21 protein-coding genes, 1 tRNA gene and 1 riboswitch are annotated in these 19955 nt (G+C 70.0%); of the genes, 5 read left to right on the top strand and 17 right to left on the bottom strand.

What is annotated here, in order from left to right; translation table 11 throughout:
- From HW837_RS34390 to HW837_RS34380, 3 genes are read right to left on the bottom strand one after another with little or no spacing between them, the layout of a single operon-like run.
- Positions 1 to 1020, bottom strand: coding sequence for an ABC transporter ATP-binding protein (locus HW837_RS34390; RefSeq protein WP_060884544.1), 1020 nt, complete (start codon positions 1018 to 1020; stop codon positions 1 to 3).
- A gap of 56 nt (positions 1021 to 1076) precedes the next feature.
- The gene (locus HW837_RS34385; protein WP_045560645.1) at positions 1077 to 1958 is read right to left on the bottom strand and encodes an ABC transporter permease; all 882 of its coding nucleotides are present in this window, start codon (positions 1956 to 1958) and stop codon (positions 1077 to 1079) included.
- Positions 1951 to 2751: an ABC transporter permease gene (locus HW837_RS34380; RefSeq protein WP_093791513.1), complete on the bottom strand. Its 801-nt coding sequence runs from the start codon at positions 2749 to 2751 to the stop codon at positions 1951 to 1953. The genes HW837_RS34385 and HW837_RS34380 overlap by 8 nt, the downstream gene beginning before the upstream one ends.
- Positions 2752 to 4429: 1678 nt before the next feature.
- Here HW837_RS34380 and HW837_RS34375 point away from each other — a divergent pair.
- A complete protein-coding gene (locus tag HW837_RS34375) occupies positions 4430 to 6784 on the top strand; it encodes a transglycosylase domain-containing protein (RefSeq protein WP_237314250.1) in 2355 nt (784 codons plus the stop codon).
- A gap of 10 nt (positions 6785 to 6794) precedes the next feature.
- Here HW837_RS34375 and HW837_RS34370 read toward each other — a convergent pair whose 3' ends face one another.
- The 3 genes from HW837_RS34370 to HW837_RS34360 all read right to left on the bottom strand — a co-directional run bounded on the left by HW837_RS34370 (position 6795) and on the right by HW837_RS34360 (position 7981).
- Positions 6795 to 7115 (bottom strand): DMT family transporter, encoded by a 321-nt coding sequence (locus tag HW837_RS34370; RefSeq protein ID WP_045560647.1) that lies wholly within the window; start codon positions 7113 to 7115, stop codon positions 6795 to 6797.
- A gap of 27 nt (positions 7116 to 7142) precedes the next feature.
- A riboswitch (guanidine-III (ykkC-III) riboswitch) is annotated at positions 7143 to 7218 on the bottom strand.
- Positions 7219 to 7287: 69 nt separating this feature from the next.
- Positions 7288 to 7629 (bottom strand): GroES family chaperonin, encoded by a 342-nt coding sequence (locus HW837_RS34365; RefSeq protein WP_033525031.1) that lies wholly within the window; start codon positions 7627 to 7629, stop codon positions 7288 to 7290.
- Between the two features lie 22 nt (positions 7630 to 7651).
- The gene (locus HW837_RS34360) at positions 7652 to 7981 is read right to left on the bottom strand and encodes a DUF3618 domain-containing protein (RefSeq protein ID WP_193381137.1); all 330 of its coding nucleotides are present in this window, start codon (positions 7979 to 7981) and stop codon (positions 7652 to 7654) included.
- Between the two features lie 105 nt (positions 7982 to 8086).
- On the opposite strand from HW837_RS34360, the gene bcp reads away from it, so the two are divergent.
- The 3 genes from bcp (at position 8087) to HW837_RS34345 (ending at position 9834) form a co-directional block, all read left to right on the top strand.
- Entirely contained in the window at positions 8087 to 8554 is a 468-nt protein-coding gene (bcp, locus tag HW837_RS34355; RefSeq protein WP_045560649.1) for a thioredoxin-dependent thiol peroxidase, read from the top strand.
- Positions 8555 to 8701: 147 nt separating this feature from the next.
- Positions 8702 to 9697: an HNH endonuclease signature motif containing protein gene (locus HW837_RS34350; protein ID WP_177262083.1), complete on the top strand. Its 996-nt coding sequence runs from the start codon at positions 8702 to 8704 to the stop codon at positions 9695 to 9697.
- Positions 9698 to 9751: 54 nt separating this feature from the next.
- Positions 9752 to 9834: transfer RNA gene (locus HW837_RS34345), tRNA-Leu, on the top strand.
- Positions 9835 to 9898: 64 nt separating this feature from the next.
- On the opposite strand, the gene rdgB is transcribed toward HW837_RS34345, so the two are convergent.
- The 4 genes from rdgB to HW837_RS34325 form a co-directional block, all read right to left on the bottom strand.
- On the bottom strand, positions 9899 to 10501 hold the full coding sequence (gene rdgB / locus HW837_RS34340; protein WP_045560767.1) for an RdgB/HAM1 family non-canonical purine NTP pyrophosphatase: 603 nt from the start codon (positions 10499 to 10501) through the stop codon (positions 9899 to 9901).
- A gap of 42 nt (positions 10502 to 10543) precedes the next feature.
- Entirely contained in the window at positions 10544 to 10942 is a 399-nt protein-coding gene (locus HW837_RS34335) for a hypothetical protein (RefSeq protein WP_045560651.1), read from the bottom strand.
- A 181-nt stretch (positions 10943 to 11123) separates the two neighbouring features.
- The gene (gene rph / locus HW837_RS34330) at positions 11124 to 11861 is read right to left on the bottom strand and encodes a ribonuclease PH (RefSeq protein WP_045560652.1); all 738 of its coding nucleotides are present in this window, start codon (positions 11859 to 11861) and stop codon (positions 11124 to 11126) included.
- Between the two features lie 51 nt (positions 11862 to 11912).
- Complete coding sequence (locus HW837_RS34325) at positions 11913 to 12146, bottom strand: PTS sugar transporter subunit IIB (RefSeq protein WP_045560653.1); 234 nt, start codon at positions 12144 to 12146, stop codon at positions 11913 to 11915.
- A 326-nt stretch (positions 12147 to 12472) separates the two neighbouring features.
- Here HW837_RS34325 and HW837_RS34320 point away from each other — a divergent pair, with 326 nt between their 5' ends.
- Positions 12473 to 13750, top strand: a complete 1278-nt coding sequence (locus HW837_RS34320; RefSeq protein ID WP_045560654.1) for a PTS transporter subunit EIIC — start codon at positions 12473 to 12475, stop codon at positions 13748 to 13750.
- Between the two features lie 109 nt (positions 13751 to 13859).
- Here HW837_RS34320 and HW837_RS34315 read toward each other — a convergent pair whose 3' ends face one another.
- The 7 genes from HW837_RS34315 to HW837_RS34290 form a co-directional block, all read right to left on the bottom strand.
- Positions 13860 to 14612 carry an MBL fold metallo-hydrolase gene (locus HW837_RS34315; RefSeq protein WP_045560655.1) on the bottom strand — a complete coding sequence of 251 codons (753 nt, stop codon included), beginning with the start codon at positions 14610 to 14612 and terminating at the stop codon, positions 13860 to 13862.
- A 458-nt stretch (positions 14613 to 15070) separates the two neighbouring features.
- The gene (locus HW837_RS34310) at positions 15071 to 16021 is read right to left on the bottom strand and encodes a PLP-dependent cysteine synthase family protein (RefSeq protein WP_045560656.1); all 951 of its coding nucleotides are present in this window, start codon (positions 16019 to 16021) and stop codon (positions 15071 to 15073) included.
- Between the two features lie 6 nt (positions 16022 to 16027).
- Positions 16028 to 16306 carry a MoaD/ThiS family protein gene (locus tag HW837_RS34305; protein WP_013003250.1) on the bottom strand — a complete coding sequence of 93 codons (279 nt, stop codon included), beginning with the start codon at positions 16304 to 16306 and terminating at the stop codon, positions 16028 to 16030.
- 116 nt (positions 16307 to 16422) lie between these two features.
- On the bottom strand, positions 16423 to 16518 hold the full coding sequence (locus HW837_RS50115) for a putative leader peptide (protein WP_309474684.1): 96 nt from the start codon (positions 16516 to 16518) through the stop codon (positions 16423 to 16425).
- Positions 16519 to 16651: 133 nt separating this feature from the next.
- Positions 16652 to 17719, bottom strand: coding sequence for a LacI family DNA-binding transcriptional regulator (locus tag HW837_RS34300; RefSeq protein ID WP_045560657.1), 1068 nt, complete (start codon positions 17717 to 17719; stop codon positions 16652 to 16654).
- A gap of 88 nt (positions 17720 to 17807) precedes the next feature.
- Positions 17808 to 18230: a M67 family metallopeptidase gene (locus HW837_RS34295; protein ID WP_045560658.1), complete on the bottom strand. Its 423-nt coding sequence runs from the start codon at positions 18228 to 18230 to the stop codon at positions 17808 to 17810.
- 88 nt (positions 18231 to 18318) lie between these two features.
- Complete coding sequence (locus HW837_RS34290) at positions 18319 to 19764, bottom strand: amino acid permease (protein ID WP_045560659.1); 1446 nt, start codon at positions 19762 to 19764, stop codon at positions 18319 to 18321.
- Positions 19765 to 19955 lie beyond the last annotated feature (191 nt).

Here is a 19955-nt window from a genome sequence, read left to right as displayed (position 1 = left end):
CTACGACACGACCGCCCCCGGCTCCCCCGCCTCTCCCCCCACGCGTCCCCCCACCCGCTCCGCCTGCTGCGCGTACATCTGGGCGATCACGGCCTCGATGTCCGGCTCCCGCACGGACAGGTCCACCAGCGGATACGCGGACGCGATCCGGGCCACCAGTGGCGCCGCCGACTCCGACGCCGGGAACGCCAGCCACTGCCGGGGCCCCTCCACCCGTACGACCCGGGCGGGCGCGGCCTCGATCGGCGGCAGCTCCCGCTCCAGGTCCACGACGAGCGTCCGCTCGCTCTCGCCCACCTCGTGCAGCCCCGTCAGCGGCCCGTCGTACATCAGGCGCCCGTGGTCGATGACCATCACCCGGCGGCACAACTGCTCGATGTCCTGAAGGTCGTGCGTGGTGAGCAGCACGGTCGTGCCCTGCTCGGTGTTGAGGTCCTTGAGGAACTCACGGACCTTGGCCTTGCTGATGACGTCGAGCCCGATCGTCGGCTCGTCCAGGTACAGCACCTCGGGGTCGTGCAGCAGGGCCGCCGCGATGTCCCCGCGCATCCGCTGCCCGAGCGACAGCTGCCGTACGGGCACGTCCAACAGCTCGCCCAGTTCGAGGAGTTCGACGCACCGGTCGAGATTCTCGCGGTAACGGGCGTCGGGGATGCGGTACATGCGGTGCATCAGCGCGTACGAGTCGATGAGGGGGAGGTCCCACCACAGGGTCGTCCGCTGCCCGAACACCACCCCGATCCGCCGGGCCAGCCGCGTCCGTTCCCGGGAGGGGTCGATGCCGGCCACCCGCAGCCGGCCCCCGCTCGGGGTCAGGATCCCCGTCAGCATCTTGATGGTGGTGGACTTCCCGGCCCCGTTCGGCCCGATGTAGCCGACCATCTCGCCGCGCGCCACCGTGAACGAGAGGGAGTCGACCGCCCGCACCTCACGCCGCTCCCGGCGCAGGAACCCGGCCTTCCTGCGGACATCGAAGACCTTCTCGACACGGTCGAGTTCGATGAACGCGCCGTCGGTCACGAATGCTTTGTCCGTCACGAATGCTTTGTCTGCCACGAATCCGTTGTCAGCCACGCTCAGCTCCCTGTACTCCGATACGAACGCAGCCCCGCCCGCCAGGCCACCCCCGCCAGGGCGCAGCAGACCACCCCGACCAGCGGGGGCGCGAAGGCCAGCCAGTCCGGCAGGTCGAGGGGGTAGGGGCGGCCCAGGACGTACAGTCCGGGCACCCAGTTGACGAAGGCCAGCGGCAGGACGAAGGTCACCCCACGCACCAGGTCCTTGGCGAAGAGGGCCGGCGGGTACTGCAGGAGGGTCACACCGCCGTACGTGAAGGCGTTCTGCACCTCGGAGGCGTCCTGCGCGACGAACTGGAAGGCCGCGCCCCCGACGAACACCGCGCCGAAGATCAGCCCGCCGCTGCCCACCATCAGCGGGATCATCAGCACCTTGGCCGGGGTCCACGCGATGTCGAGCGTGGCGAGGGCGTAGCCGAGGACGAACAGCCCCTGGGTGATCCGGCCGAGGCGGCGCAGCGCGAACTTGTCGGCGGCGACCTGGGCGAGCACCGGCACCGGGCGTACGAGGAGGGTGTCGAGCGTGCCGTCGCGTACCCTCCGCCCCAGCCGGTCCATCGAGCCGATCATCAGGTCGGCGAGTCCGAAGGCGACGGCGGAGGTGCCGTAGAGCAGGGCGATCTCGGGCAGGGAGAACCCGCCCAACTCGTCGACCTGGGAGAACATCAGCAGGATCGCGACGAAGTCGAAGGAGGTCGCCGCGAAGTTCCCGAAGGTCGTCATGGCGAAGGAGGCGCGGTAGGCCATCGTGGAGCGGATCCACATGGCGGCGATCATGCGGTAGGCGCGCAGCCCGTCCCGGACGCGGCTGTATGTCCCGTACTCCGCGAACGGGTTCTCGCGCTCGGCGCCCGTGGCGGCGCGCTCGTCCACGTCAGCCACCCTGGACCACCACCTTCCGGGTGGCCGCCGACTGGATCAGCCGTCCGACCCCGAGCAGGGCCGCGGCCCAGGCGAGCTGGAAGGCGTACGTCCCCCACGGGTCGGCCTCGCCCAGCAGGACGTCCGCCGGGGCCTGGAGCAGCGCGGACCAGGGCAGGACGCGGGCGAGGTCGCCGAGCGCGCCGGGGAAGACGTTCAGCGGGAGGAGCATCCCGGAGAAGAAGACTCCGGTGAGCCAGGTGATCTGCATCGCTCCGGCGCCGTCGAGGAGCCAGAAGGCCCACAGCGCCACGATGTAACGGATCGCGAAGCTGACGAGGGCGCCGAGGGCGACGGCGACGAGGCAGGCGAGCCAGGGCAGCGGGCCGGAGGGCAGCGTCAGGTCGAAGAAGAGCGCGCCGCACACCATGGGCACGACACCGCGTCCCAGCAGCTGGAACAGGGCGCGGCCCATGTCGGCGGCGAGCCACCACAGCTGGAGGTCGACGGGCCGGTACAGGTCGACCGCGATGTCGCCCGTCCGGATCCGCTCGATCAACTCCTCCTCGAAGCCGACGCTTCCCAGCACCATGACCGCGAACATGGCCTGGCCGACCCAGACATAGGTGAGGGCCTGCCCTTGGTCGTAGCCGCCGAGGTGGGGCTTCTCGTGCCAGAGGGCCAGGTAGGTGTATGCGAGGATGAAGCCGAAGACGGTGTTGGTGAACACCCCCGCGGCGGTGGCCACCCGATATGTCGCGTACCGCCTGAAACCACCGGCGGCGACGGCGGCGTACAACCGCCCTGTGCCCACGAGGAAACCCCCATCCGCTGCGAAGAGTTAGGCGAAAGGCCGAGGCCTGGACCGATTCGGGCCGAAGCGAAGGAGCCTAGTCCGCGGCCGGAGTGGCCTGCCACACGTTTTTGGGGCGGACCGCGAGGCGGACGGGGCGCGTGCCGTGATCCGGGAACGGATCGCACGGTACGAGAGTCTTCACTCAGGGGCACAGAACCGGCCCGGAGTGGGCGCAAAGCGTACGAGTCCGTACGGAAATGAACGTACGACGCGGAAACAGGAGCACGGCAGCACGATGAGCGACGAGCCGCAGCCGAAGCGGAACGGCCCGGGCTGGGCACCGAGAGACCCGGAGCGACGCACTCCGGGCACACCTCCGGGGTCCGGCGCCGACGCCGCCAGGAAAACGCCCACCGGCGACCCCGGGCCCGACCCGACTCCGGGCAGCCGACCTGACGCGCCCACCGACGGACAGCCCGACACGGCTTCGGGCGGACAGTCCGGCGAGACCTCCGGCACACGGCCCGGCGCGGCATCCGGCGGAAAGTCCGGCACGGCTTCGGGCGGACGGCCCGGCACGTCTTTGAGTGGACGCCCCGGCGAGACCTCCGGCGCACGGCCCGGTGGACAGTCCGGCACGGCTTCCGGCGGACGGCCCGGCGAGACCTCCGGCGGCCGCCCCAGCCCGGCATCCGGCGGACAGCCCGGCGCGCCTTCGGGCGGACGCCCCGGCACCTCGTCAGGCGGACGCCCCGGCGAGACCTCCGGCGCACGTCCTGACGCGACTTCCGGCGGAAAGCCCGCCCCCTCGTCCGACGCGCCGCAGGGCGGTCGGCCCGGTGGGGTGTCCGGGGGCCGCTCGGCGGCGGCGCCCGGTGCCCGGTCCGGGGACTCGTCGGACGGCGGGCCCGGAGCAGCCTCCGCCAGCCGGTCCGGAGCAGGTTCGGACGGCCGGCCCCCGGCAGCGCCCGGCAATCGGCCCGGTGGGTCGGCCGGGGGCCAGGTCGGCTCCACTCCGCCCGGATCGGCATCCGGTGCGAGGTCCGGTGTCGCCGGTGGGCGCGCGGCGCAGGGCGAGTCCGTGTCGCCCTCCGGCGGCAAGCCCGCCGGCACCCGGGACGGTCAGGCCGGCGGAGTCCGCGGCGACCAGCCTGGCAGCGGGCGTGGCGGTGACTCCACCGGCGCTCCTGACGCCGGACGCGACGGCAAGGCGACCGGCGTACCGGACGCCCGGGCCGCGAGGGCCGCCCGCGCGGCCCGCGCCGCCAAGGCCGCCGGAATCACCGGGTCCGCCGGTGCGGCCGCGGCCGCCGGTGCCGGTGCCGGTGCCGCCGGATCCTCCGGTGCTCCCGGTGCCGCAGGGTCCTCCAGCACTGCCGGTGCTCCCGGTGCCGCCGGTGGCAAGCAAGCCGGGTCCCGGGGCTCCAGCCCCGCCCCGGCCTCCGGCGGCGCCAAGGCCACCGGCCCCCGCAACCCCCGTACACCCGGCGCGGCAGCGGGCGGCGGCGCCGACGACACCCCCACCACCACCCTGGGGATCACCCCGGCCGCCCGGAAGCCGGCGGCCCCCGCGTCCGCGCGGCCCGTCGCCGACACGCCCACGCAGGCGCTCGGCGTCGTCCCCGCCGACAAGGCCGCCCCCAGGACGGGCACCACGACCGCCGCCGCGACGGCCTCCGCCGCCGCGCCCGCCGCCGTGCCCGACATCACCCCCGCCCCCGCGGGCGGCGGCAAGGGCAAGAAGCCCAAGCGGCCCAAGCGCACCGGCTTCAGGCGGCTGATCCCCACCTGGCGCATGGTGCTCGGCGCCTTCGTGGTCGGCCTCATGCTGATCGCCGGCGCCTTCGTGCTGGGCTACAACATGGTCCACATCCCCAAGCCGCAGGACGCCGCGACCAAGCAGTCCAACGTCTACCTGTACGCGGACGGCACCCAGATCGCCCGCGACGGCGAGGTCAACCGCGAGAACGTCCCGCTGTCGAAGGTCTCCAAGGCCGCCCAGCAGGCCGTACTGGCCGCCGAGGACCGCGACTTCTACTCCGAGCCGGCCATCGACCTCAAGGCGATGGCCCGCGCGGCCTGGAACACCGCGACCGGCAAGGGCAAGCAGTCCGGCTCCACCATCACCCAGCAGTACGTGAAGAACTACTACCTGGCCCAGGACCAGACCGTCACCCGCAAGGTGAAGGAGTTCTTCATCGCGATCAAGCTGGACCGCGAGGTCACCAAGGACGAGATCCTGGAGGGCTACCTCAACACCAGCTTCTTCGGCCGCAACGCCTACGGCATCCAGGCCGCCGCCCAGGCCTACTACGGCGTCGACGCCGACGAACTCACCGCCGAGCAGGGCGCCTACCTCGCCGCCCTGGTCAACGCGCCGAGCATGTACGACGTCGTCGCCCACCCCGAGAACAAGGGCGCGGCGGTCGCCCGCTGGAACTACGTCCTGGACGGCATGGTCAAGGAGGGCTGGCTCAAGCAGTCCGAGCGGACCGGCGCCAAGTTCCCGATGCCGAAGCAGGCCACCACCTCGACCGCCTTCTCCGGCCAGCGCGGCTACCTCGTCGAGGCCATCAAGTCGTACCTGTACGACCACAAGATCATCGACGAGGAGGCGCTGGAGAACGGCGGTGGCTACCGCATCACCACCACCATCCAGCCCAAGATGCAGGACGCCTTCATCAAGGCCGTCGACGACCAGCTGATGGACAAGCTCGACAAGAAGAACCGCAAGGTCGACAACTACGTCCGCGCCGGCGGTGTCTCCATCGACCCGAAGACCGGCAAGGTCATCGCGATGTACGGCGGCATCGACTACACCAAGCAGTACGTCAACAACGCGACCCGCCGCGACTTCCAGGTCGGCTCCACCTTCAAGCCGTTCGTGTTCACCTCCGCCGTGGAGAACGCCTCCAACACCCAGAGCGGACAGGCGATCACCCCGAACACCGTCTACGACGGCACCAACAAGCGCCCCGTGGTGGGCTGGCCCGGCCCGGTCTACGACCCCGAGAACGAGGACTACGTCAACTACGGCAACATCTCCGTCCGCCAGGCCACCCAGAGCTCGGTGAACTCGGTGTACGCGCAGATGGCCGTGGACGTCGGCCCCGAGAAGGTCGAGAAGACCGCGATCGACCTCGGACTGCCCAAGAACACCCCGGACATGAACCCGTACCCGTCCATCGCCCTGGGCACCGCCACCGCGAGCATCCTCGACATGACGGAGGCGTACGCCACGCTGGCCAACCACGGCAAGCACGGCACGTACACGATGATCGAGAAGATCAGCAAGGACGGCGAGGTCGTCAAGCTCCCGACCACGGAGTCCACGCAGGCCGTCAGCCGCAAGGCCGCCGACACCACCACCTCCATCCTGCAGAGCGTCGTGCAGAGCGGCACCGCCACCGCCGCGCAGGCATCCGGTCACCCGGTCGCCGGCAAGACAGGCACCGCCGAGGAGGACAAGGCGGCCTGGTTCGCGGGCTACACCCCCGACCTCGCCACCGTCGTCTCCGTGATGGGCCAGGACCCCAAGACCGGCGCCCACAAGCCGCTCTACGGCGCGATGGGCCTGCCCCGTATCAACGGCGGTGGGGCGCCCACCGAGATCTGGGCGCAGTTCACCAAGGCCGCCCTGAAGGGCAAGAAGGTCAAGGAGTTCGACCTCGACCTCCAGGTCGGCGCGGACGTCGTGATCACCCCGCCGAGCACCCCGGCCGACGAGCCGAGCGCCACCGGCGACGAGGAGGAGACCGGCGACCCCACGGGCGGCGAGGAGACCGGCGACCCGACGGACGGCGGCGGCACCGACGGCGGAGCGACCGACGGCGGCACACCCACGACCGACGGCGGCGCGGCCGCCACAGGCGGCACGGCGACGGACGGAGGAGCCACCGCCGACGGAGGAGCCACCGCCGACGGCGGGGCCACGAACGGCGGAGCCACCGCCGACGGAGGAGCGTCGGACGGCGGAGCCACGGCCGACGGAGGAGCGGCACAGGGCGGAGGGACCTCGGAGGGCGACACCTCGGTGGGACCCTTCGGGTAGCCGCGGCCGCTCAGTGACCTGAGGTGGCCTTCAGTCCCACCACGGCCACGAGCAGCAGACAGACGAAGAAGATCCGGGCGGCGGTGGCCGGCTCCCCCAGCCACACCATGCCGAACACCGCCGCCCCGGCCGCCCCGATGCCCACCCACACGCCGTACGCCGTGCCGATGGGCAGGGTGCGGGCGGCGTAGGACAGCAGCAGCATGCTGGCGACGATGCCGGCACCGGTCAGCACACTGGGCAGCGGGCGGGTGAATCCGTCGGTGTACTTCATCCCGATCGACCAGCCGACTTCGAGCAGACCGGCGACGACGAGCAGAACCCAGGCCACGACGAGCACCTCCATGAGAGATCAACAGGTGCGTCGTCTTTTCTCTCCTGGCGGACCCGGTACGGCGCGTCTCGTCGGGTTCCTTCAAACATAGCAAGCAGACGCCGTGAGGGGCTGGTGACCATGGTCACCAGCCCCTCACGCCTATGAAAGCAATGCCTACAGATAATGCCTACAGATACAGGCCCGTGGAATCCTCCGACCCCTCGAAGCGGTCCGCGGCCACGGCGTGCAGATCGCGCTCACGCATCAGGACGTACGCCACGCCCCGGACCTCGACCTCCGCGCGGTCCTCCGGGTCGTAGAGGACCCGGTCGCCGGGCTCGACGGTGCGGACGTTCTGGCCAACCGCGACGACCTCGGCCCAGGCGAGACGCCGGCCCACGGCCGCCGTCGCGGGGATCAGGATGCCGCCGCCGGAACGCCGCTCGCCCTCGGCGGTGTCCTGCCGCACGAGCACACGGTCGTGCAGCATCCGGATGGGCAACTTGTCGTGCTGGGTCTTCTCGCTCACGCCCCGAACCTACCTGTCCCCGTCAGACCCTACGACGCCGAGTACCGAGCGCCAGGAGCCCGACGACGGCGACGACCGCGAGGGCGACGGGCACGATGCGCTCGACCCGGGGCGCGCCGTCCTCGTCGACGAACTGGCCGCGGACGTCGCCGACCACTCGGTTGACCGAGACGTACGCCGCGCCGAGGGTGTGGTCGATGTTGGAGACGACCTTGGCCTTCGCGTCGCCCACGATGGTCCTGGGATGGACCCGGACGCCGATCTCGTCGAGCGTCTCGGCGAGGGTCTCGCGGCGGCGCTTGATGTCCGCCTCGATCTCGGCCGGGGTCCTGATGTCCGAGCTCTCCGCCACCGCGCGGCCTCCCGTAGTCGGTTGTCCCTGAAATCCCTTGGTTACGGACAGTCTGTCAGCTCCACCCGGCGCGGCACCGCCAGGGCCCGCCATTACGCTGGACCGATGAGCGAGCGACTCCAGCCCGGCGACGTGGCCCCCGCCTTCACCCTCCCGGACGCCGACGGCAACGAGGTGTCCCTGTCCGACCACAAGGGCCGCAAGGTCATCGTCTACTTCTACCCGGCCGCCCTGACCCCCGGCTGCACCAAGCAGGCCTGCGACTTCACCGACAACCTGGAGCTCCTCGCGGACGCCGGGTACGACGTCATCGGCATCTCCCCCGACAAGCCCGAGAAACTCGCCAAGTTCCGCGAGAAGGAGTCCCTGAAGGTCACCCTTCTCGGCGACCCCGAGAAGACGGTGCTGGACGCCTACGCCGCGTTCGGCGAGAAGAAGAACTACGGCAAGACCTACATGGGCGTCATCCGCTCCACGATCATCGTCGACGAGGAGGGCAAGGTCGAACACGCCCTCTACAACGTCCGAGCAACAGGCCACGTAGCCAAGATCATCAAGGACCTGGGCATCTGAGGTCTTCCCTCGCGCCTCGTAGAACGCGGCCCGTACCGGAACTATCCGGTACGGGCCGTTCCGCATCCCGGACGTGACTGCCCGGTCTGCGGTTCGTTACTTCATGCGAGGACTGATCAAACAGTCGAACGGGAGGGGTGGGTGGGCATGGATGCGTACCGCAGGGAGCGACTCGTTCCAGCCGTCGCCGAGGCACGCAACTGGACAGACCTGATGCGGCGGCTCGATCTCCGGACAAGCGGGGGGCAGCGACGTGTACTGCAGGAAAAGGTCGCCAGTCACGGGCTGGACACAAGCCATTTCGCCAAGCGCAGCCCGTGGCGCAAGTACCCGGACGCCGCCATCGCCGAAGCCACCGCCTCGTCCTCCTCACTGCGTGAGGTAGCACTCAAGCTGGGCGCCACTCCGGCCACCGGCACGCTGTCCCATATCCGACGCCGCATCGACGCGGCAGGAATCGACATCAGCCATTTCCCAGGTATCGACCGCCCGGAGCTGGACCTACCCTTCACCACCGAGGAACTGAGAGCAGCCGCAGCCACATCGCACAGCGTGCGCGGCGTGGCGCGCTCATTGGGCGTTCCGGACGACAGCCGCTCGCGCGCCACGCTGCTACGCATGTTGCGCGAACGGGACGTTGACACACAGCACTTCACCCACACCCGTTTGGCGATTCCCGAGGACGCACTTCGCACCCTGATCCCCCAGGCATCAAGTTATGCCGATGTGATGCGAGGCCTTGATCTGGCGGTCAACGACACCAACCATCGACGCGTGCGGCGTGCCGCAGCGCGCCTCGGACTCGACACCAGCCACTTCAAGCGCCGCGCCTGGGGCAAGCCGGACAGCCCGGCTCCCGCCCCGACGGCTCATCGTGTACTCGTCGTTCTGCCCGAACACGCCGGACGGTCCAACAGAGCCCAACTACACCGAGCCCTGACCGAAGTCGGAGTGCAGTACGCGTGCGCGAGTTGCGGCAACCCTGGTGAATGGCTGGGCCGTCGCATCACCTTGCAGATCGACCACGTCAACGGGGACTGGCACGACAACCGTCAGGAGAACCTGCGGTACCTGTGCCCGAACTGCCACGCGCTGACAGATACGTGGTGCCGACAGAAAGAGCGAACGCCACTCGCAGGATAGGGGCCGATCACCGTACACTTGCAGCCGCCCGTCATGCTCGACGACGAGCAGCCAGCGGCCTTGGCGGAACGGCAGACGCCTCGCGTTTAGGGCGCGATGGGAGAAATCCCGTGAGGGTTCGAATCCCTCAGGCCGCACTCACCTTCATTTTCAAGGCCCGGCTTGCGACTTCCGCAGCCGGGCCTTGCCAGTGGGCACGCCTCAGCCCAACAGCTCCCGCAACACCGGCACCAATCCCCGGAACGCCTTGCCCCGATGGCTGATCGCGTTCTTCTCCTCCGCCGTCAGCTGGGCGCAGGTGCGGGTGTCGTCGTCCGGCTGGAGGATCGGGTCGTAGCCGAAGCCGTTCGTGCCTGCCGGCGCATGCCGCAGTACGCCCCTCAGCCGGCCCTCGACCACCCGCTCCGTGCCGTCCGGCAGGGCCAGGGCCGCCGCGCAGTTGAAGTGGGCGCCGCGGTGTTCGTCGGCGATGTCGCCGAGCTGGGCGAGGAGCAGTTCCAGGTTGGCCTTGTCGTCCCCGTGGCGGCCCGCCCAGCGGGCGGAGAAGATGCCGGGGGCGCCGTTCAGGACGTCGACGCAGAGGCCGGAGTCGTCGGCGATGGCGGGGAGGCCGGTGGCCTGCGCGAGAGCGTGCGCCTTCAGCAGCGCGTTCTCGGCGAAGGTGACGCCGGTTTCCTTGACGTCGGGGATGTCCGGGTAGGCGTCCGCGCCGACGAGGTCGTGGGTCAGACCGGCGTCGGCGAGGATGGCCTTCAGCTCGGTGAGCTTGCCGGCGTTGCGGGTGGCGAGGATCAGGCGGGTCATGCCCACCAGTATCGCCACCCGCTCCAGGGCCTCGTGGGGCCGTTACGACGTGCAGACCTTCGTCAGTTCGCCCGCCGCGTCGGTGATGCCGCTGATGTCGGGCGTGGTGTCCCCGTTCTCCACGGCGGTCTGGGTGTCGGTGACGGCCTTCTGGAGCGAGTCGACGGCCTTGTTGACGTCGGCGTTGTCCGTCTTGTCGCCGATGTCGTCGAGGTTCTTGTCGATGGAGGCGAGGGACTCCTCCAGCTGCGTGGGGTCGTCCGCGGCGGTCTGCACGGCCTGCTGGAGGTCGTTCACGCTCTGGGCGATGGCGTCGGCGGTCTGGACGCAGTCCAGGGCCTTGTTCACGGCGTCGCAGCCGGTGGTGAGCCCGGCCGTCAGCGCGACGGCGGCTACGGCTCCGGCGATGGTGGTCATACGACGTCGTCGGCTCGCGGCCATGGAACGGTCCTCCTGATGGACTGGGTGCAGGCCTGACGGCCCCCTGCGTGGTGCACGAACGGCTACTGCGGTGTGGCCGGGCGCACGGTGGTGTGCCGTGCGCCCGTATGTGCAAGGACGCGGGCGGGGTCGCCGCGGTTGCCACCGGCGGCCGCACCCTTGGTGCGCCCTTTACCCTTCTTTACCTTTCGAGGACCGTATCAAGCGCCTTGCGCTGAAGGGCAGCCAGTTCGTCACAGCCGGAAACGGCCAGGTCGAGCAGGGAGTTGAGCTCCTCGCGGGCGAACGGCTCGGCCTCGGCGGTGCCCTGGACCTCGACGAAGCGGCCGTCGCCGGTGCAGACGACGTTCATGTCGGTGTCGGCCTTCACGTCCTCCTCGTAGCGGAGGTCGAGGAGGGGGACGCCGCCGACGATGCCGACGGAGACGGCCGAGACGGTGCCGGTGAGGGGCTGCCGGTTGGCCTTGACCAGCTTCCTGCCCTGGGCCCAGGCGACGGCGTCTGCCAGCGCGACGTACGCGCCGGTGATGGCTGCCGTACGGGTGCCGCCGTCGGCCTGGAGGACGTCGCAGTCGAGGACGATCGTGTTCTCGCCGAGCGCCTTGTAGTCGATGACGGCGCGCAGGGAGCGGCCGATGAGGCGGGAGATCTCGTGGGTGCGGCCGCCGATCTTGCCGCGTACGGACTCCCGGTCGCCGCGGGTGTTGGTGGCGCGGGGGAGCATGGAGTACTCGGCGGTCACCCAGCCCTCGCCGCTGCCCTTGCGCCAGCGGGGGACGCCTTCGGTGACGGAGGCGGTGCAGAAGACCTTGGTGTCGCCGAAGGAGATGAGGACGGAGCCCTCGGCGTGCTTGCTCCACCCGCGTTCGATGGTGACCGGGCGGAGCTGTTCGGGCGTGCGGCCGTCGATTCGAGACATGCCGCTGAGCTTAGGGGGTGTCGTGGGACACCCCCTCACCGCACCGGGGCGCTACATCATGTCCTCGATCTCGGCGGCGATGGGGTCGGCGTCGGTGCCGATGACGACCTGGATCGCGGTGCCCATCTTGACGACGCCGTGGGCGCCGGCGGCCTTGAGGGCGGCCTCGTCGACGAGGGAGGCGTCGTGGACCTCGGTGCGCAGGCGGGTGATGCAGCCCTCGACCTCGTCGATGTTGTCGAGGCCGCCGAGCCCGGCGACGATCTTCTCAGCCTTGGTGGCCATGGCGCTTCTCCCTGATGACCGTGTGGATCCGGTGGATCGCTTGGACCCGTGTGGACCGTATGGACCGCGTGGATCGTTGCGAATCGTTGGCGACTGGTCTACACCACGCGGGGGGTGCCCGCCAAGCGCGGGGCTCGTCGGGTGGCGCGAACGGGAGGCGAAGCAGGGGTGACATCACGAAGGCATAAAACGGGAATCGCGGGTTCCTTGGCCGCCCCCGGCCGTGCTACAACAGGTCTACACCACTGAATGGTGTAGACCTCTCCCGTGCTGCCCTCCCCCACACTCCCGTCCCTGGGTGGCGCCCTGCTCTCATGGAGGAAGTTGTGACCACGGCCAGCGCCGCTCCCGCGGCCGCAGACAACAAGGGCCCCAGCTGGGGCTCCCGCACGATGGCTGTCATGCAGCGTATCGGCCGCAGCCTGATGCTGCCGGTCGCCGTTCTGCCGGCCGCCGCGCTGCTCGTCCGGCTCGGCACCAAGGACATGCTGGGCAGCGAGTCGCTCCCCTGGTTCATCACCAAGTTCGCGGGCTTCATGGCCGCCGGCGGCGGTGCCATCCTCGACAACATGCCGCTGCTGTTCGCGGTCGGCATCGCGATCGGCTTCGCGAAGAAGTCGGACGGTTCGACCGCCCTCGCCGCGGTCGTCGGCTACCTCGTCTTCCAGAAGGTCCTCGGCACCTTCACCGACTCCAACCTCCCCCAGGTGGGCACGGTCGTCGACGGCAAGGTCGTCATGGTGGACGCGTCCGTCAACGCCGGCGTCCTCGGCGGTGTGGTGATGGGCCTGGTCGTCGCCCTGCTCTACCAGCGCTTCTACCGCACCAAGCTGCCCGACTGGGCCGGCTTCTTCGGCGGCCGCCGCCTGGTGCCCATCCTGGCCGCGTTCGCGGGCCTGCTCATCGGCATCGTCTTCGGTTACATCTGGCCGGTCCTCGGTGCGGGTCTGCACCACTTCGGCGAGTGGCTGGTCGGCTCCGGCGCGGTGGGCGCGGGCATCTTCGGTGTGGCCAACCGCGCGCTGATCCCGGTCGGCATGCACCACCTGCTCAACTCCTTCCCGTGGTTCCAGGCCGGTTCGTACGAGGGCAAGAGCGGTGACATCGCGCGCTTCCTGGCCGGCGACCCGACCGCCGGACAGTTCATGACCGGCTTCTTCCCGATCATGATGTTCGGCCTGCCGGCCGTCTGTCTCGCGATCTACCACGCGGCCCGCCCCGAGCGCCGCGCGGTGGTCGGCGGCATGATGTTCTCCATGGCGCTGACCTCGTTCGTCACCGGTGTCACCGAGCCGATCGAGTTCACGTTCATGTTCATCGCGCCCGTCCTGTACGCCATCCACGCGGTGCTCACCGGCATCTCCCTGGCCCTGACCTGGGCACTCGGCATGAAGGACGGCTTCGGCTTCTCGGCGGGCGTGATCGACTTCGGCCTCAACCTGGGCATCGCCACCAAGCCCTGGGCCCTGCTCCTGGTGGGCCTGTGCTTCGGCGCGCTGTACTACGTGATCTTCCGGTTCGCGATCGTCCGCTTCAATCTGCCGACCCCCGGCCGGGAGTCGGACGAGGAGCTGGCGGAGCTGCAGAAGGCGGAGGCCAAGTAGCCGCCGCGGCTCCCCCGAGCACGAGGAAGGCCCCCGGAGTCCGCTCCGGGGGCCTTCCTCGTACGACGTGCTCGCATCCGTACACCTGCTCGGATCGCGTACGGCGTCCTCAGATCTCGTACGACCTCCTGGGCACCGCCAGCTCCACCGGGCCGTCGTACACCGCGCGGGCGTCGACCAGGTTGACCTGGGGGTCCGTCCACGGCGGGACATGGGTGAGGACGAGACGGCGGGCGCCTGCCCGGGCGGCCGTCTCACCGGCCTCGCGGCCGTTGAGATGGAGGTCCGGGATGTTCTCCTTGCCGTGCGTGAAGGCGGCCTCGCACAGGAACAGGTCGGCGTCGCGGGCCAGTTCGTCCAGGGTGTCGGTGACGCCGGTGTCCCCGGAGTACGTCAGGACCCGGCCGGCGTGTTCGATCCGGATGCCGTAGGCCTCGACGGGGTGCGCGACCCGTTCCGTGTGGACGGTGAACGGGCCGATCTCGAACGTGCTCGGCTTGACCGTGTGGAAGTCGAAGACCTCGCTCATGGAGGAGGCGGACGGGGTGTCGGCGTAGGCCGTGGTCAGGCGCTGCTCGGTGCCCTCCGGACCGTAGACCGGGATGGGGTCGCAGCGGCCGCCGTCGTGCCGGTAGTACCGTGCGACGAAGTACGCGCACATGTCGATGCAGTGGTCGGCGTGCAGATGGCTGAGGAAGATCGCGTCGAGGTCGTAGAGACCGCAGTGGCGCTGCAGCTCGCCCAGGGCACCGTTGCCCATGTCGAGGAGCAGCCGGAAGCCGTCGGCCTCTACGAGGTAGCTCGAGCAGGCCGATTCCGCGGAAGGGAACGACCCCGAGCAGCCGACGACGGTGAGCTTCATGAGAGCTGGAACCTCCGCGCTGGCGTGAAGTCGTGACAGTCGTGTCAGTCGTGACGTGCAGACGGGTTGCGGATTGCAGTTGGCGGGGTTGCGAAGGACGGACATGGGTGCAACACGAGTGGTGCGGTCCGTTGAGCGTAAGGCGCAAAACGGTGGGTCGCTCCTCCGCCAGGGGCCGTTGTGGGCGAACTCACCTGTGCTGTCACCGGTTCGGCTGGTGGTGGGCCTTCACGGCGCACACGCGTGCGACGGGGGTGGACGTGAGGAGGGTGCGTTGTCGGGTGCGGGTGGGTGGGGGTTGCTCGCGCAGTTCCCCGCGCCCCTAAGAACCCAGGCCCTGCGGGCCTGAAAAGCGCGGGGCGCAGCCCCGGCTCTTCAGGGGCGCGGGGAACTGCGCGAGACGCCCCACCGGACCCGCACCCGCCGACGAGACAGGCACCCCCGAGCCATGACGCGACCTATGCCCAGAGCTGGCCCTGCAACGTCTCGATGGCCTCTTCCGTCGTCGCGGCGGTGTAGACGCCCGTCGACAGGTACTTCCAGCCGCCGTCGGCGACCACGAAGACGATGTCGGCCGGCTCGCCGGACTTGACCGCCTTGTTGCCGACACCGATCGCGGCGTGCAGCGCGGCCCCCGTGGAGACGCCCGCGAAGATGCCCTCCTGCTGGAGCAGCTCCCGCGTGCGCGTCACGGCGTCGGCGGAGCCGACGGAGAAGCGGGTGGTGAGGACGGACGCGTCGTAGAGCTCCGGCACGAACCCCTCGTCGAGGTTGCGCAGGCCGTACACGAGGTCGTCGTAGCGCGGTTCGGCGGCGACGATCTTGACGTCCGGCTTCTGCTCGCGGAGGTAGCGGCCCACGCCCATGAGGGTGCCGGTGGTGCCGAGGCCCGCCACGAAGTGCGTGATGGAGGGCAGGTCCGCGAGGATCTCCGGGCCGGTCGTGGCGTAGTGGGCACCCGCGTTGTCGGGGTTGCCGTACTGGTAGAGCATCACCCAGTCGGGGTGCTCGGCGGAGAGTTCCTTGGCGACGCGTACGGCCGTGTTGGAGCCGCCGGCGGCCGGGGACGGAATGATCTCGGCGCCCCACATGGCGAGCAGCTCACGCCGCTCCTGGGAGGTGTTCTCGGGCATGACGCAGACCATGCGGTAGCCCTTGAGCTTGGCCGCCATGGCGAGGGAGATGCCCGTGTTGCCCGAGGTGGGCTCCAGGATCGTGCAGCCGGGGGTCAGCCGTCCGTCCTTCTCCGCCTGTTCGATCATGTGCAGGGCGGGCCGGTCCTTGACCGAACCCGTCGGGTTGCGGTCCTCCAGCTTCGCCCAGATCCGGACGTCGGCGGACGGCGACAGCCGCGGCAGGCACACCAGAGGGGTGTTGCCCACCGCGGCCAGCGGGGAGTCGTAGCGCATGGGTGATCAGGCCATGCCGCCGGCCACCGCCGGCAGGATCGTCACGTTGTCGCCGTCGGAGAGCTTGGTGTTGATGCCCTCCAGGAAGCGGACGTCCTCGTCGTTGAGGTAGACGTTGACGAAGCGGCGCAGTTCACCGCCGTCCACGATGCGGGCGTGGATGCCCGTGTGGCGGCTCTCCAGGTCGGTGAACAGCTCGGCGAGGGTGGCACCGGCCCCCTCCACCGCCTTCTGACCGTCGGTGTACTGGCGGAGGATGGTGGGGATGCGGACCTCGATGGCCATGGTGTGCGGCTCCTGTCGGGAGTGGTCGGGGCGGTGGGCGCGCGGCGGCGCGACGCGCGGTGGTCACACGGGTGAGGGCGCCGCGGCTCACGGCCGTACGGCGGCAGGGGTCGGCGTCAACAGATGGCGCTGGCAAGCCTGCACAGGTCGACGTGCAGCCGCGCCACGAGCAGTGCGCCCGGCGTCTTCTCGCTCACGTCGTCAAGAACCATGGGCTCATCGTATCGATTCCCGGTCCGGGTCCCGGAGTGTGATCCCACATGCCGGACGGTTTCGGGCCGGGGAGCGAGACGACGCACCTCAGCGGCCGTACGGTCACCCGCTCGGGCGGACTGGCGTACGGCTTCAGGCGGAGCGCCGTACGACGAGTCGCGTCGGGGTGACCACCGACGACTGGGGGCCGGGCGCCGTCGCCCCGCCGGGCGTCGGGCCGTCGTCGGTGGGGCTGAACAGCAGGCGGGCCATCAGCCGGCCCATGCCCTCGATGTCCTGGTGGACGGTGGTCAGCGGCGGATCGGTGTGCTCGGCGATGGGCGCGAGGTCGTCGAAGCCGACGACGGCCACGTCGTCCGGGACGCGGCGGCCCCGCTCGCGCAGCACCTGGAGCGCGCCGGAGGCCATGAGGTCGGAGCCGACGAAGACGGCGTCGAGGTCGGGGCAGCGGTCGAGGAGCGCGGTCATCGCGTCGACGCCGCCCTGCCGGGTGTAGTCGGAGTGTTCGACCAGGAGGGGCGAGGCGTCCGGCAGGACGTCCCGGTAGCCGTCCAGGCGGTCGACGGCCGAGGCCTCCTGGTCGACGGGGCCGGTGATGGTGGCGACGCGCTCGCGGCCGAGGGCGACCAGGTGGCGGACGGCCTCGCGGGCGCCGCCCCGGTTGTCGGCGTCGACGTACACGCGGTCGTGCGCGGGCTCGCCGTCGCGGACCAGCGGCCGGCCGCCGAAGACGGCGGGCAGGCCGAGCCGGTCGATCATGCCGGGCAGCGGATCGTCGGCGCGCAGGGAGAAGAGCAGGGCGCCGTCGACGTGGCCGCCGCCGAGGAAGTCGCCGACCCGCGGGTACTCCTCGGGTTCCTCCAGGAAGAGCAGGACGGGCTGGGCGCCGTGGGCCACCAGTTCCTTGCGGATGCCGCGGAGGTGGAGGTCGAAGAAGGGGTCGATGAAGAGGCGGTTCTGCGGCTGGCTGGCGACGACGGCGATGGCGTTGTTGCGGCGGGTGACCAGCTGGCGGGCGGCGGAGTTCGGTACGTAGCCCAGTGCGTCGATGACCTCCCGGACCCGTTCGACGACCTCCGCGCGCACCTTGTCCTCGCCGTTGATCACCCGCGAGACGGTGGACTTCGAGACCCCCGAGCCGCGTGCCACGTCGTCGAGGGTGGGGCGCCGGCCGGGCAGTCGTCGCGTCTGTCGTGTCAACACCGTCTCCGTCACGGGCCGTTGGGTGCGTGCGCGTGCGTACGCATGGGCACGACCACCGTAGCCGCGAACAGGGTCCGCCGACGGTTCAGTACGCGTCGACGATGCGCACCTCCTCCTCGGTGACCTCGCCCTCGACGATCCGGTACGAGCGGAACTGGAAGTCGCCGAGGCCGTCGGTGTCGGCGGTGGAGACGAGGACGTAGTGGGCGCCGGGCTCGTTCGCGTAGGAGATGTCCGTGCGGGAGGGGTAGGCCTCGGTCGCCGTGTGGGAGTGGTAGATGACCACCGGCTCCTCGTCGCGGTCGTCCATCTCGCGGTAGAGCTTGAGCAGGTCGCCCGAGTCGAACTCGTAGAACGTGGGCGACATGGCCGCGTTCAGCATCGGGATGAAGCGCTCGGGGCGGTCCGAGCCGGCCGGTCCGGCGACGACGCCGCACGCCTCGTCGGGGTGGTCCTTGCGCGCGTGGGCGACGATCTGGTCGACGAGGGCCTGGGTGATGGTCAGCATGGTCGCCAGGATAAGCAGAAGGGCTGTTCCGTACCGGGGGGTGGTACGGAACAGCCCACATGCTGGGACCCCTTCTGGGGGGGGCGGGTCAGCCGACCTTCTCGAACTCCGGGTCGCGGCGCTCGGTGACCTCCGGGTTGCGGCTCTTCAGCACGGCCCAGCCGATGCCGAGGGCCGCGGCCCAGCCCGCCATGACGTAGAGGCAGACGCGGGAGTCGGCGTCGTAGGCGATGAGGCCGGTGACGAAGAGCAGGAAGACGATGGCGACCCAGCTGCACTTCGCGCCGCCGGGGGCCGGGAAGGAGGAGGCGGGCAGGCGGCCGGCGTCGACCGCGCGGCGGTAGAGGACGTGGCTGATCAGGATCATCAGCCAGGTCCAGATGCCGGCGGCGGTGGCGACGGAGACGACGTAGCCGAAGGCCTTCTCCGGGACGATGTAGTTCAGGATCACGCCGATGCCCATGAAGAGCACGGAGACGGTGATGCCGAACGCCGGGGTCTTCGTCGAGGAGAGCCTGCTGAAGACGCGCGGGGCCTCGCCGTTGTCCGCGAGGGTGCGGAGCATACGGCCGGTGGAGTACATGCCCGAGTTGCAGGAGGACAGGGCCGCCGTCAGCACGACGAAGTTGACGATGGCCGCTCCGGCCGGGATGCCGATCTTGGCGAAGGCGGCGACGAAGGGGCTCACGCCGGGCGCGAACTCGGTCCACTTGACCACGCAGAGGATGACGGTGAGGGCACCGACGTAGAAGAGCGCGATCCGCCAGGGCAGGGTGTTGATCGCCTTGGGGAGGGTCTTCTCCGGGTTCTCCGACTCGCCGGCCGTGACTCCGACCAGCTCGACGGCGAGGTAGGCGAACATCACGCCCTGGAGGGTCATCAGGGAGGAGCCGATGCCCTTGGGGAAGAAGCCGTCGAAGGCCCAGAGGTTGGAGACGGCGGCGGTGTCACCGGCGGCGCTGAAGCCGAAGGTGAGGACGCCGAGGCCGATCACGATCATGCCGATCAGGGCGGTGACCTTGACCATCGAGAACCAGAACTCGATCTCGCCGAAGATCTTCACCGAGATCAGGTTGGCGGCGAACAGGACCACCAGGAAGACCAGGGCGGTGACCCACCGCGGGATGTCCGGCCACCAGTAGTTGACGTAGATCGCGGCGGCCGTGAGTTCGGCCATGCCGGTGACGACCCACATCAGCCAGTACGTCCAGCCGGTGAAGTAGCCGAAGAACGGGCCGAGGAACTCGCGGGAGTACTCCGCGAAGGAGCCCGAGACCGGGCGGTAGAGCAGCAGCTCGCCGAGCGCCCGCATGATGAAGAAGATGATGACGCCGGCGAGGGCGTACATGAAGATCAGGCTGGGGCCGGCCTTGGCGATGTTCGCCCCGGCTCCCAGGAAGAGGCCGACGCCGATGGCGCCGCCGATCGCGATCATCTGGACCTGACGGCTGCCGAGCCCGCGCTCGTACCCCTCTTCGGGTGCGTCGCCGCGCACGGCCTCGTCGCCGTTCTTGCTGACCTGAGCGGAGGTCATTGTGTGGTGCGCCTTTCTCCACGCTGGGCCGATCCGAGCCGTTCGTCGACCCCGGATCGGGTTCCGATCCCCCCGGATGTGATGGAGCTGTGCCTGGTCGGCGATGGCCGACTCGGTGGCGCACCCGAGCGGACATGGGTGGCGTCCGTCGGGCGGTCTGGAAGATTTAACACGGCCGCAACAGTGATCGG

Origin of the sequence: Streptomyces caniscabiei (genome assembly GCF_014930365.1) — a bacterium.
Taxonomy (GTDB): domain Bacteria; phylum Actinomycetota; class Actinomycetes; order Streptomycetales; family Streptomycetaceae; genus Streptomyces; species Streptomyces caniscabiei.
This window is presented reverse-complemented; position numbering and strand designations above follow the sequence as displayed.